10 protein-coding genes and 6 pseudogenes are annotated in these 12,091 nt (G+C 67.0%); 11 read left to right on the top strand and 5 right to left on the bottom strand.

Annotated features, from left to right (window positions below):
• Window positions 1-116: 116 nt before the first annotated feature.
• From FQ389_RS13330 to FQ389_RS13320, 6 genes and pseudogenes are all read left to right on the top strand, one after another.
• A pseudogene (locus FQ389_RS13330) lies at window positions 117-513 on the top strand (peroxidase); the annotation flags it as partial.
• Window positions 514-526: 13 nt separating this feature from the next.
• Window positions 527-714, top strand: a pseudogene (locus FQ389_RS20295) (hypothetical protein); the annotation flags it as partial.
• Window positions 702-896, top strand: a pseudogene (locus tag FQ389_RS22580) (SpoIIE family protein phosphatase); the annotation flags it as partial. The pseudogenes FQ389_RS20295 and FQ389_RS22580, both read left to right, overlap by 13 nt.
• Window positions 870-1,190, top strand: a complete 321-nt coding sequence (locus FQ389_RS23135) for a phosphatase RsbU N-terminal domain-containing protein (RefSeq protein ID WP_456085326.1) — start codon at window positions 870-872, stop codon at window positions 1,188-1,190. The pseudogene FQ389_RS22580 and the gene FQ389_RS23135, both read left to right, overlap by 27 nt.
• Window positions 1,141-2,396, top strand: a pseudogene (locus tag FQ389_RS21335) (ATP-binding SpoIIE family protein phosphatase); the annotation flags it as partial. The gene FQ389_RS23135 and the pseudogene FQ389_RS21335, both read left to right, overlap by 50 nt.
• 140 nt (window positions 2,397-2,536) lie before the next feature.
• Window positions 2,537-3,556, top strand: a complete 1,020-nt coding sequence (locus FQ389_RS13320; protein WP_144208394.1) for an iron-containing redox enzyme family protein — start codon at window positions 2,537-2,539, stop codon at window positions 3,554-3,556.
• On the opposite strand, the gene FQ389_RS13315 is transcribed toward FQ389_RS13320, so the two are convergent.
• The 5 genes and pseudogenes from FQ389_RS13315 to FQ389_RS13295 form a co-directional block, all read right to left on the bottom strand.
• Window positions 3,549-3,758 (bottom strand): CDGSH iron-sulfur domain-containing protein, encoded by a 210-nt coding sequence (locus FQ389_RS13315; RefSeq protein WP_144208391.1) that lies wholly within the window; start codon window positions 3,756-3,758, stop codon window positions 3,549-3,551. The genes FQ389_RS13320 and FQ389_RS13315 overlap by 8 nt on opposite strands.
• A complete protein-coding gene (locus FQ389_RS13310) occupies window positions 3,755-4,447 on the bottom strand; it encodes a HemK2/MTQ2 family protein methyltransferase (protein ID WP_144208388.1) in 693 nt (230 codons plus the stop codon). Before FQ389_RS13310 ends, FQ389_RS13315 begins: the two co-directional genes overlap by 4 nt.
• Window positions 4,448-4,545: 98 nt before the next feature.
• A pseudogene (locus FQ389_RS13305) lies at window positions 4,546-5,085 on the bottom strand (type 1 glutamine amidotransferase domain-containing protein).
• A gap of 72 nt (window positions 5,086-5,157) precedes the next feature.
• Complete coding sequence (locus FQ389_RS13300) at window positions 5,158-6,144, bottom strand: LLM class F420-dependent oxidoreductase (protein WP_144208385.1); 987 nt, start codon at window positions 6,142-6,144, stop codon at window positions 5,158-5,160.
• A 50-nt stretch (window positions 6,145-6,194) separates the two neighbouring features.
• Window positions 6,195-6,611: pseudogene (locus tag FQ389_RS13295) on the bottom strand (GatB/YqeY domain-containing protein).
• A gap of 175 nt (window positions 6,612-6,786) precedes the next feature.
• Between FQ389_RS13295 and FQ389_RS13290 the strand changes: the two are divergent.
• The 5 genes from FQ389_RS13290 to FQ389_RS13270 are packed head-to-tail and all read left to right on the top strand — an operon-like array spanning window position 6,787 to window position 12,088.
• A complete protein-coding gene (locus tag FQ389_RS13290; protein WP_144208382.1) occupies window positions 6,787-7,992 on the top strand; it encodes a hypothetical protein in 1,206 nt (401 codons plus the stop codon).
• Window positions 7,979-8,632 carry a DUF4129 domain-containing protein gene (locus FQ389_RS13285; RefSeq protein WP_144208379.1) on the top strand — a complete coding sequence of 218 codons (654 nt, stop codon included), beginning with the start codon at window positions 7,979-7,981 and terminating at the stop codon, window positions 8,630-8,632. The genes FQ389_RS13290 and FQ389_RS13285 overlap by 14 nt, the downstream gene beginning before the upstream one ends.
• Window positions 8,632-9,780: a DUF4350 domain-containing protein gene (locus FQ389_RS13280; protein ID WP_144208376.1), complete on the top strand. Its 1,149-nt coding sequence runs from the start codon at window positions 8,632-8,634 to the stop codon at window positions 9,778-9,780. The genes FQ389_RS13285 and FQ389_RS13280 overlap by 1 nt, the downstream gene beginning before the upstream one ends.
• The gene (locus FQ389_RS13275) at window positions 9,777-10,754 is read left to right on the top strand and encodes an AAA family ATPase (RefSeq protein WP_144208373.1); all 978 of its coding nucleotides are present in this window, start codon (window positions 9,777-9,779) and stop codon (window positions 10,752-10,754) included. The genes FQ389_RS13280 and FQ389_RS13275 overlap by 4 nt, the downstream gene beginning before the upstream one ends.
• Entirely contained in the window at window positions 10,754-12,088 is a 1,335-nt protein-coding gene (locus tag FQ389_RS13270) for a DUF58 domain-containing protein (RefSeq protein WP_144208370.1), read from the top strand. The genes FQ389_RS13275 and FQ389_RS13270 overlap by 1 nt, the downstream gene beginning before the upstream one ends.
• Window positions 12,089-12,091: the final 3 nt, after the last annotated feature.

Below are 12,091 nucleotides of genomic sequence, written 5' to 3'. Positions count from 1 at the left end.
CCTACCCGATCGTCATGGACCGGTGGACCAACCTTGCCGTTCTTACCAAGTTTACGCTTGACGAACACACTCCACCAGCGTTGTTCGAGCAGATCCGCCAGGGGGCGCGGTGCGCTCGGCCATCGGCGGTCAACATGAACCGGCGCCGGATGATCCGGTGCCGGGGTGACCTACGGCGCGGCACTTCCCGAGGGCGTCGACGACGACGGCGCCGACCGGGGCATCGCGGCATTCATCATCTGCGCCAGCCTGGTACGCTAATTCGAGTTAGCATAGAACGTGTGGATCAACGACCGCAACTTCCACGAGCTGCGCAACGAGCACGAACCCATCTGTGGAACTCAAAACGGCACAATGGAATTCAAGATTACCAAGCGTCCCATTTGTAAAACCCTCAAGGGCCTGCCGGCCTTAACCACACTCACCGGCGGTGTGTATTTCTTTCTCTCGAGCCTCAACGGCCTTCGATACCTGGCTAGTGGGGACACCATGAACACACCCACGCGCACCTAACAACCAGGCACATCTGCCGCGCGAACACACGCCGGGCCGCCGCCGCATCAGCATCTACTGGACCTGGAGCTATCCCTGGGAGGCCCAGCGGGACGTCGCCGCGCTGGACAACCGGTTTTCCACGACGACCGAGGTCCGCCGGGAGACGTGGCCCGCCTATGAGACGCGGAGTGTGACGAGGCGCATTTCCTGAAATCCGTCCCGAACAAACGATTTCGATACGGCACGGCGATTTGATCGTGATCGCCAGCGACGGCATCGCCGAGGACCACCTGGAACAGATCGACTTCGCTGCCGGCGACCGTGATTACCGACCACATTCTGGGCAAACACACGCCAAGGAAACCGACGACGCCATGGTGCTCGCCGCGCGGCTCCGGGGGCCTCGGCATGACCGCCACCGACGAGTTCCACGTCCAATACAACGCCGTGCTGCGCGCCTACCTGGCCGCACGCGACGAGGACACCTCGCCGTCGGCCACGAGCTGGGACGCCGGGCACTGCAGGAACGGATCAGCATGCTCGACATCATCGAGCACCACGTCCGGCTGATCCTCGAGGTCGCCCAGAACATTCACATCGAGGCACCCATCGCGCTGGAGTTTCTGTTGCAGACCCTGGCCCCGCAGCGCCATCGGCGTCCAGCGCGTCATCGCGGTGACCTGGCCCGCCGGTGACGGCGAGCCCAGCGTCCAGGTGACGGGGGAGCCCGCCGAAACGACGTGGCGTGGCCTGGATCCGTGGCTACGCAACACCTTTCAGGAGTCGCACCAGCAACTCCGCTGACCGCAAAGACCGTCGAGCAACCGAACAAGCCCGGCAAGGCGCAGAGATTGGTCGCGGTGCTGTCCAGCGCGGGCGACCTCGCGCTGTGGTTGGAGCTGGGTGCGCCGCGCTGGGTCGCGCGAAGGATCAACTGTTGGTCACGGTGCTGATCGGTCACCTCAGTTTGATTATGCAGCATGTCCGGCCATGCAACCGCCGCCGGGCTTCGCGATGCGTTACGAACCGGCGGCCCCGCCGTTGGAGGACTGGTATGACGTGCTGCCCATCGGCGAGCACCGCATCGGCATCGTCGTCGGCGACTGTGTGGGCCGGGGTCTGCCGGCTGCCGCGATCATGGGTCATTTACGCAGCTCGGCGCTGGCCCTGCTTATCAACGGCGCCCAGCCCGCATTGCTGCTCGAGCAGCTCGATCTGGCTGCCTCACTGATTCCAAATGCGTACTGCACCACCGTGTTCTGGCGATCCTCGACACCGCCACCGGGGTCATGGAGTACAGCAACGCCGGCCACATGCCCGCAGTACTCGCCGGCCCGTCGGGCACCACGCTGCTCAGCGACGCCCGATCGGTTCTGCTTGCGGTGCGCCGCGACGAGGCGCGCCCGCAGATCTCGTGCCGGCTGACCTCGGGTTCGACGCTGCTCGTGTTCACCGATGGGCTGGTCGAACGCAAGCACGAGTCCATCGACGACGGAGTCGCCCGTGCCGCTAAAGTTTTGGTGGAGACCAGGACCCTGCCGCTGGACGCGGTCGCGGATGCAGTGCTTCGCCGGCTCGCGCCGCCGTCCGGGTATGACGACGATGTGGCGATGGTGATCTACCGCCACCAGCAGGCAGCCTTGCGTATCGAAACCCATGCCATCGCAAACGAGTTGGCCGTCATCCGGCATAGGCTGGCCGACTGGCTGCGGGGAGCCGATATTCCCCGTGAGTTGATCGACGACATCGTGCTGGTTGTCAACGAGGCATGCACCAACTGCGTCGAACATGCCTACCGCGGCCACGGGGTGGGCACCACGCTGGTGGAGGTCGAAACCGTCGACGGTGAGATCCGAGCGCGCGTCAGCGATCGCGGCTCCTGGAGGCCACCGGCGGCCAACGGTCGACATCACCTTCCAGGTACTGACGTCGCCCGACGCAGTCGATGACTGGTCCGGTGGCCGGCCCGGCGCGCCGACACAGCTTGACCGGCACGCGGGCAACCGTCTGCGGGGATGCCGATCGTGGTACCTTTAGCAACGTGACCCGCACGTCGATCGTGCTCGAACCCGCCCTTCCTGCAGCACACGGTCCGTTGTCAACGGCCGTGCACCGCGCGTTGACCGGCCCACCCTCCGGTGACCATCTCGCGCGGGTGAGCGCGTCGGTGCGTGACTCGGACCCGTACGGCCTGGACCTGCAGCTGGCCCTGTGCATGTGCTACGAGCTACACTATCGGGGTTTCGTCGGGGTGGACCCCACCTGGGAGTGGAACCCGGACCTGTTGCAGCTGCGAGCCGAACTCGAACGCGCCTTCCTGGCGGGGGTACGCCGTGACGTCGGCCCCATCGACCCGGACCGCACCTCGGCGGCGGAGATGGACTCGCTCTCGATCGAACCCGCCGAGGGGACCGGCCCGTCGTATCACCTGCGCGACACCGGGACCTGGCAGCAGATGCGCGAATACTTCGTGCAGCGGTCGCTGTACCACCTCAAAGAGGGCGACCCGCACGCGTGGGCCATTCCGCGGCTGACCGGCGGCGCCAAGGCAGCGTTCGTGGCGGTCGAGTTCGACGAGTACGGTGCCGGGCAGGGCGCCCGGGTGCATCAGCAGCTATTCGCGAACCTGCTGAGCGCCGCCGATCTAGACCCGACCTATCTGAGTTACCTAGACTTCGTTCCAGCCGAAGCGCTCGCGGCGGTCAACCTGATGTCGCTGTTCGGTCTGCACCGCTGGCTGCGCGGCGCGGCCATCGGGCACTTCGCCGCCACCGAGATCACGTCATCGCCCGGTTCGCGGCGCATGGTCCAGGCGCTCGAGCGGATGGGCGCGCCAGCAGCGTGCGTCATCTTCTACCGAGAACACGTCGAGGCCGACGCCGTTCACGAACAGGTCATGCGGCATGACGTGGTCGCCGACCTGGTGACGCGCGAGCCGAAGCTGGACCGCGACATCGTATTCGGCATGCGTGCGTTCGCGGCGGTCGAAGACCGGCTGGCGGAGCGCATCATGGCGTCCTGGACGCAGGGCGCCAGCTCGCTGCGGCAGCCGCTCAGTTAGGTTTCGCGGCAACGCTTTCGACGTGCCGGCACCGCCGGTGGCTGGTGTCGCACAACGGGTATCCCTTGCTGCGGCTACAGGTGCAGATGGCGACCATGAATCGGTCGGACTCAACCACGCCGCCGCCGTCGATCTCGACACGTACCGGCCCCGACACCAGGATCGGGCCCTTGGGCACTATCCGCACCCTGGTTCCGCTCACGGCTTGTCCGCCCGGATCACGATCAACTCCTCTTCCCGGCAGCCTCGCGGCACGAGACCGACCTGCTCGAGCCAGGCCGCCCGTGCCGACAACACCGGCCCGAACGGGATCCGCTCGCAGGCAACGATGTCGGCCTCCAACCCGGTCGACCGCAGGCAGTCCAGCGACCGGTGCGCACCGGCCAGTGCCGACTGTACAAGCAACAGCGAACCACCGCGGCATAGCAGATTCGTCGCCGTCTCACACAGCGGGTTCAGCACCCGCCGCCCGTCGGTACCGGCATTCCACGCCCACGAGGGACCGACACCGGGCTTGACGGTGTCGATGTCCTCCTCAGGGGGAGTTGGCACGTAAGGCGGATTCAACACTACCACCTCGAACGGCTCGCACCGCAGCGCGGCGATCCACGACCCTTCCCGGACGTCGATGTCGACGCCCGCGACCGTCGCGTTGCCGCGGGTGGAATGCACGGCGTGCGGGCAGATATCGAACGCGGTGACACCCGCGCAGCCCATTTCGGCCGCCGCGATAGCCACGAATCCGCTGCCGGTACACAGATCCAATACTCGTCGGCCAGGAATCAATCCGCTGTATTGCATTGCGCGGACCAGCAATCGGGAGTCGTCTTGTGGCTTATACACCGCGGGGGCAACCGACACCTCGGACACAATGGGGTACGTGCTTGTCAATTGTGGGCCTTTCGCACTGGTCGCCGCGGTTATCACGGCATGTTGTGTGATTAATGCCCACTGAGAAAGGGTTGAAACCGTCAACCCGCTGGCCAGGCCTATCCCGTTGTCACGTGCGCCAACTGCTCGATAATGGCCGAGCAAAATGCCGGCAAATCAGACGGGGAGCGGCTGGTGATGATTGCCGTCCACGACGACTTCCTTGTCGACGACGTCCGCGCCCGCATTGCGAAGGTCGGCGCGGATGCTCGGGTAGGAGGTCAGCGTTCGCCCCTTCACCACGTCGGCCTCCACCAGCGTCCACGGTCCGTGACAGATCGCCGCGACCGGCTTCCCCGATCGGACGAAGGCGACGGCTGTGTCGTCCTTGCGGAGCTTGTCGGGATCCACCGTGCCCCCGGGCAGCACGAGGCCGTCGAATGCGTCTACCGAGGCTTCCGACACCGCGCGATCGACCAGAAACTGGCCGGCGGGTTCGAGATCGTGTTCGCGCGCCTGGATTTCACCGGTCTTCAGCGACAGCAGTTCGGTTCGGGCACCGGCCTGTTCCAGCGCCGCACGGGGTTGTTCGAGCTCAACTTTTCCACCCCGTCGGCGGCCGGGAAGGCGATCGTCTTGTCTTGCAATTGGTTTGCCATTCTCCTTCACCGTTAGCCGGCGCCGCGGGCGCCCTAAGGGCTCCCGTTGGCCGTGCCGAGGCTCCCCCACGGCTACGGCGATGCCGCCCGCAGCACACTGAGCAGGGGTTCTGCTGCTTCCTTGAGAAATTGCTCCTGCGCGGCCCCACCGATCTGAATCAGCGCGATATCGGTGAAACCGGCTTCCCAGTACGGCCGCACGGCGTCCACGATGGCGTCGAGGTCGGGCCCGCAGGCGATGCCGTGGGCGACGTCCTCGGGGCGCACGAACTGGGTGGCGCCGGCGAATCCGGCGGGCGTCGGCAGGTCTGCATTGACCGCCCACCCGCCGAAACACCAGCAGAACTGCTCGTGCGCGCGTTCGATCGCGGCGTCGCGGTCGGGGTCCCAGCACACCGGTACCTGCCCGATCACCCGTCCGCCTTCAGCGCCGTTGGCGGCCTGACGCGCCGCATGCCAGGCGTCCACCAGGTCCTTGTCGGGCGTGACGGCGATCAAGTGGTCGGCAAGCTTGCTGAGTTTCTCGACACTCTTGGCACCGCTCATCGCCACACCGAGACCGACCGGGACGTCGGGCAGGTCCCATAGGCGGGCGGAATTGACCTGAAAGTACTCGCCGCGCCAGTCGACCAAGCGGCCTCCGAACAACTCGCGTATGATTTTGATGGCCTCGCGCAGCATGTCGTGGCGCTGCTCGATGGTCGGCCACCCCTTGCCGACGACATGTTCGTTGAGGTTCTCACCGCTGCCCAACCCGAGCGTGAATCGCCCGTCGGCCAGGATCTGAACGGTAGCGGCCTGTTGCGCGACGATCGCCGGGTGGTAGCGCATCGTCGGGCAGGTGACATAGGTGTAGAGGCCCACCCGCTCGGTCGCGTGTGCCACCGCGCCCAGGACCGCCCAGGCGTTGGGCGCATGGCCCTGCGATGTCAGCCAGGGCGAGAAATGGTCGCTGCAGACCTCGAAATCGAACCCGCGCTTCTCGGCCGAAACTGCGTATCGCACAAGGTCTTTGGGCCCGCTCTGCTCGGACATCAAGGTGTAGCCGAACCTGGTCATAATCAACCGGATACCCCGGCAGGCCCGGAACAAACGGACGGCATCACATGCTACAGCCGCTCTTTGACCGCGGCGGAAAGCCGGGCGCCGTCTGCCTTTCCGGCCGCGATCGCGGTAGCGGCCTTCATGACCTGCCCCATCTGTTTCATGCCCGAACGCTCAACGATCGCCTCAGCAACTTGGGCGATGGCCGTGTCAGCCGCATCGACTAACTCGGCCTCGGTAAGCGGAGTGGGCAGGTACTCGTCGATGATCCGCGCTTCGGCATGCCGCGCCGAGCTCACCGCGCCCGTTCTTGTGTGTAGATCTCGGCGGCTTCGCACGCTTGCGGGATTCCCGGGCCAGCACTTTGACGATTTCGTCATCGGTGAGTTCCCTGGCTTCCTTGCCGGAGACCTCCTCGGTCTGCACCGCGGCCAGCAACATACGCAGGGTCTCGCGGTCCGCAATTTATCTTGAGCCTTCATCGCCCCGGTCAGGTCTGCCCGCAGCCGGGCCTTAGAGTTCGGCCATGATGGAGACGTTACGCTTCCGGACGGTGCAGGCCAGCGTGGGCGGCACGCAAAACTCGGGATGATTGAGAAAAGCCCTGAGCGCCGACAGGATGGACCCCATGACTAACGACTACGGCTGCCGGACCCGGTGAGCACGCCGCCGCCTGGCTATCCGACCGGCCCCCCGCCGGGAGGGCCCGCATCGGCCGGCTCTCCACCGGCATACGGCACGCCCGGCTACGGTCCCCCGCCCGGGTATGGCCCCAGGTATGGGCTCCAGCCGGGCTATGGCGCGCCACCCGGCTACGGAGCTGCGCCGGGGTATGGCCCGGCCCAGCAGATACCGGACGCAATCAAACCCGGCATCATACCGCTGCGGCCGTTGACCTTGAGCGACATCTTCAACGGGACGGTCGGCTATATCCGCACCAACCCGAAAGCCACCCTGGGGTTGACCGCGATCGTCGTTATGCTCATGCAGATCGTTTCGCTGATCGCCACCGTCGGACCGGTGGCCGCTTTCGGCAACTTCTACGGCGATGAGCCGAGCGAGGTGAACTGGGGCATCTTCGGCGCGTGGTTGGGGTCGGCCGGCGCGGGCCTGCTCGTCACCTGGCTGGGTGGCATGCTGTTGTCCGGCATGCTCACCGTCATTGTCAGCCACGCGGTGTTCGGCTCGACGATCACCATCCGGGAAACGTGGCTGAAGATCCGCGGGCGGTTGCTCGCGCTGCTCGGCCTGGCGCTGTTGGAGGCGGCAGTCGTCGCGGTCCTGTTCGGGCTGGTGGTCGTCGTCATCACGATGATCGCCGCGATCGGTAACGACGCCGCGGCGGTCCTGCTGGACGTCCCGCTCGTCTTCGCCGTGTGCGCGTTGATGGTTTACCTGTACATGGTGGTGTTGTTCGTTCCCGTGCTGATCGTGCTGGAGCGGCTGCCAGTGCTGAACGCGATCACCAGATCCTTTACGCTGCTTCAGGGTGGATTCTGGCGTGTGCTCGGCATCCGGTTGCTGACGTTCATCGCGGCGGGTGTGGTCTCCGGCGCGATAGGCGCGCCGTTCAGCATCGCCGGTCAGGTAATCATGGCCGGCATGCCCTCGACCGGAATCCTGCTGCTGGGCACCGCGATCACATCCATCGGTTCGGCGATCGGCCAAATCGTCACGGTGCCGTTCAACGCGGGTGTCATCGTGTTGCTGTACACCGACCGCCGCATCCGGGCCGAGGCGTTCGATCTGGTGCTGCAATCCGGCGTGGCCAGCGGCCCCTACGCGGCGGCCTCAACCGACATCCTCTGGCTGACCCGGCCTTTCAACGGCCGAGTGAGGATCGGCTGCCGTGCCTTCCATTAACATCGACCGCGATGACGCACATCAGATCGCCCAGATCGAGCTGAACAAACCGATCTACCCCAAGGCGTCCTCGACCCAGCAGGTCCTCGATTGGATCAACGAAATGCTGTACCGGCTGCTGCAGAAGTCCGCGTCGATCCCCGGCGGATGGTTGACCACCGCCGTGCTGCTCGTCCTGGTCGCCGTCGCCGTGGTGATCGCCATCCACATCGCCCGGCGCACCATGCGCACCCGGTACCGCGGCGACTACCAGCTGTTCGAAGCCGCCCTGCTCACCGCGGCCCAACATCGCGAAACGGCGGAACGCTATGTAGCCGAAGGCGATTGGACGGCGGCCATCCGCCATCGGTTACGCGCCGTGGCACGTCAACTCGAAGAGACCGGCGTGCTCAATCCGGTGCCAGGCCGCACCGCCAAGGAGCTGGCCTGCGACGCCGCTGCGGCGCTGCCTCACCTGACCGACGAATTGACCCAGGCCGCGACGGCGTTCAACGACGTCACCTACGGTGAACTGCCGGGAACTCAGGACGCCTATCAGATGATCGTTGACCTCGACGATCATCTGCGCATGCGAACACCGGTCGCCGGGTCCACGGCGTGCCACGCCGCGCCAGCCCGATCATCGGCCGAGGTGCGGTGATGGCCACGGTCTCACCGCCCTCGCCGACCGCGCTCACCGCGACCGGGCGGTGGCGTGTGTGGCGTTGGGTGGCGCTCACGCTCGTCGTGCTGGGGCTCATCGCCTGGATCGGTGCCTACCTAACGGCGCCACGCCCGGGGCCGCGCATGGACCCGGAGTCCACCGGAACCGACGGTACCCATGCACTGGCGACGTTGCTGCGCGACGGCGGCGTCCACGTCATCGTCGCCGAAAGCCTCGACGACGTCGAAAAGGCGGCCCGTCCCGACACACTGATCCTGGTGGCCCAGAGTCAGTACCTGACCAACGACGAACAATTGCGGCGCCTGGCCGATGCGCCCGGCGACCTGTTGCTGGTCGAACCGACCGCCCGAACCCGGGCGGCCCTGCTGCCAGGTATCCGCGTCTCGGCCAGCAGCGACTTCGACAGCGATCCGGATTGCACGCTGCGCGAAGCTGTTCGGGCCGGATCGGTGCACTTCGGGCCGAGCGACACCTTCGACGCCAAGGATGGCCGGCCGATGGCCCGCTGCTACGACGGGGTCCTGATCCGGTTCCGGGACGGCGGGCGTACCGTCACCGCGGTCGGCAGCAGCGACTTCATGACCAATGACGGCCTGTTGCACGCGGGTAACGCCGCGCTGGCAATGAACCTCGCGGGCGCCCGCCCTCGGCTCATCTGGTACGCGCCACACCACGCCGAAGGTGAAACGTCCTCTCCCACATCACTTCTCGATCTCATCCCGGACAACGTCACTTGGATCGTCTGGCAACTGTGGGTGGTGGTGCTGCTGGTCGTGTTGTGGAAGGGCCGTCGCCCCGGACCGCTGGTGGCCGAGGAGCTGCCCGTGGTGGTCCGCGCGTCGGAGACCGTGGAGGGCCGCGGCCGGCTGTACCGCTCGCGCCGGGCCCGCGACCGCGCGGCCGCCGCGCTGCGCACCGCCACTCTGCAGCGGCTGTCGCCCCGGCTGAGCCTGGTGCCCGGCGCGCACCCGCAGGCGGTGGTGATGACACTCGCCCAGCGCACCGGTCTCGACGCGGGATTCGTCTCCTACCACCTGTTCGGCCCGCCGCCGGGCACCGACAATGACCTGGTCCACCTTGCCCGCGCGCTCGACGAAATCGAAAGGCAGGTCACAAACTCGTGACGCAATCGCCGACCGCTGAATCCGTCACCGCCGACTCGGCGCGTGATGCCCTGCTGGCGTTGCGCAGCGAGCTCGCCAAGGCCGTCGTAGGACAGGAAGCAGTGGTCAGCGGCCTGGTGATCGCGCTGCTGTGTCGCGGGCATGTGCTGTTGGAAGGCGTTCCGGGAGTGGCCAAGACGCTCCTGGTCCGGGCCTTGTCCGCGGCCTTGCAATTGGCGTTCAAACGGGTGCAGTTCACCCCCGACCTGATGCCGGGTGACGTCACTGGTTCCCTGGTCTACGACGCGCGCACCGCCGACTTCGTGTTCCGCCCGGGCCCAGTGTTCACCAACCTGCTGTTGGCCGACGAGATCAACCGGACGCCGCCCACGACCCAGGCCGCACTGCTCGAGGCGATGGAGGAACGTCAGGTCAGCGTCGAGGGTGAATCGCGGGCGTTACCAGACCCATTCATCGTCACCGCCACCCAGAACCCGGTCGAATACGAGGGCACCTACCAGTTGCCCGAGGCCCAGCTCGACCGCTTCCTGCTCAAGCTGAACGTGACACTGCCTCCGCGGGACGCCGAGATCGCCATTCTGAGCCGGCACGCTCACGGCTTTGATCCTCGCAACCTGTCCGCAATCAAACCGGTGGCCGCACCCGCCGAGCTGGCGGCTGGCCGGCAAGCGGTGCAACAGGTTCTGATCGCCGACGAGGTGCTAGGCTACATCGTCGACATCGTCGGCGCCACCCGATCCTCCCCCGCCCTGCAACTCGGCGTGTCACCGCGCGGGGCCACCGCCCTGCTGGGCACGGCGCGCTCGTGGGCATGGCTGTCCGGCCGCAACTACGTCACGCCGGACGACGTGAAGGCGATGGCCCGCCCGACGCTGCGGCACCGGGTCATGCTGCGCTCCGAAGCCGAGCTGGAGGGCGCGACGCCCGACGGTGTGCTCAACGGCATCTTGGCGTCGGTCCCGGTGCCACGCTAGTGGTCCTGACCGGACGCACCGGCCTGGTGGCGCTGTTGTGTGTCATTCCGATCGCGCTTTCCCCATGGCCGGCAAGGGTTTTCGAAGCACTGCTGGCCGCCCTGGCGGCGGTGGTGGCGGTCGACATCGCCCTGGCGGCCAGCCCCCGGCGGCTGCGCTACGCCCGCTCACCGGACAGCTCGGCCCGGCTCGGTCAGCCGGTCGATGTGACGCTGCAGATTCACAACGACGGGTCGCGCCGGTTCCGCGGGCAGGTGCGAGACGCTTGGACGCCCAGCGCGCGCGCCACGCCCCGGATCACCCCGGTGCAAATCCCCGCCGGCCACTACCAGCGGATCGAGACCCTTCTGCGGCCGCTCCGGCGCGGTGATCAACGCGCGGCCGTCGTCACGGCCCGCTCCATCGGCCCACTGGGGCTGGCCGGGCGGCAGGCATCACGGCCGGTGCCCGGACAGATCCGGGTGCTGCCACCGTTCCTGTCGCGCAAACACCTGCCGTCCCGGCTGGCCAAACTGCGCGAGATCGACGGACTGCTGCCCACCCTGATCCGCGGGCAGGGAACCGAATTCGACTCGCTGCGCGAGTACGTCGTCGGCGACGACGTGCGTTCGATCGACTGGCGGGCGTCCGCGCGGCGGGCCGACGTGATGGTGCGGACCTGGCGCCCCGAACGCGTCCGTCGGGTGGTGATCGTGCTCGACACCGGACGCATGGCAGCCGGCCGCATCGGCGTTGACCCCACCTCGTACGGTCCAGCGGCCGACCCCGCGGGATGGCCGCGGCTCGACTGGTCGATGGATGCGGCACTGCTGCTGGCCGCCCTGGCCTCGCGGGCCGGCGACCATGTCGACTTCCTGGCCCATGACCGAGTGAGCCGGGCAGGCGTGTTCGGCGCATCACGCACCGAGGTGCTCGCCCAATTCGTGGACGCCATGGCCCCGCTGCAGCCAACCCTCATCGAAACAGATTGGCGGACAATGGTTGCAGCCATCACCCGGCGGACCAGACGGCGCGCGTTGGTGGTGCTGCTGACCGATCTCAACGCCACCGCCCTCGACGAGGGGCTGCTGCCGGTGCTGCCGCAGCTGTCGGCCAAGCATCATCTGCTCATCGCGGCGTCCTCCGACCCCCGGGTCGACCAAATGGCCGCCGGGCGTTTGGACGCCGCCGCCGTCTACGACGCGGGCGCCGCCGAGCGATCCCGTAATGACCGCCGCGCCATCGCGACCCGACTGCGCCAGATCGGCGTGGAAGTCGTCGACGCGCCGCCCACTGATCTGGCGGCCACGCTGGCCGACCGCTACCTGGCCATGAAAGCGACTGGGCGCCTGTAGAAG

This window comes from Mycobacterium tilburgii (assembly GCF_902168065.1).
Taxonomy (GTDB): Bacteria; Actinomycetota; Actinomycetes; order Mycobacteriales; family Mycobacteriaceae; genus Mycobacterium; species Mycobacterium tilburgii.
The sequence above is the reverse complement of the archived record's forward strand: the minus strand, read 5'-3'. Positions and strand labels throughout refer to the sequence as shown.

Bases quoted from the DNA above. Each gene is read 5' to 3' on its own strand.
- FQ389_RS23135 (WP_456085326.1), top strand. From the start codon at position 870: ATGGTGCTCGCCGCGCGGCTCCGGGGGCCTCGGCATGACCGCCACCGA.
- FQ389_RS13300 (WP_144208385.1), bottom strand. From the start codon at position 6,144: ATGACCAGGTTCGGCTACACCTTGATGTCCGAGCAGAGCGGGCCCAAA.
- FQ389_RS13280 (WP_144208376.1), top strand. From the start codon at position 8,632: ATGGCCACGGTCTCACCGCCCTCGCCGACCGCGCTCACCGCGACCGGG.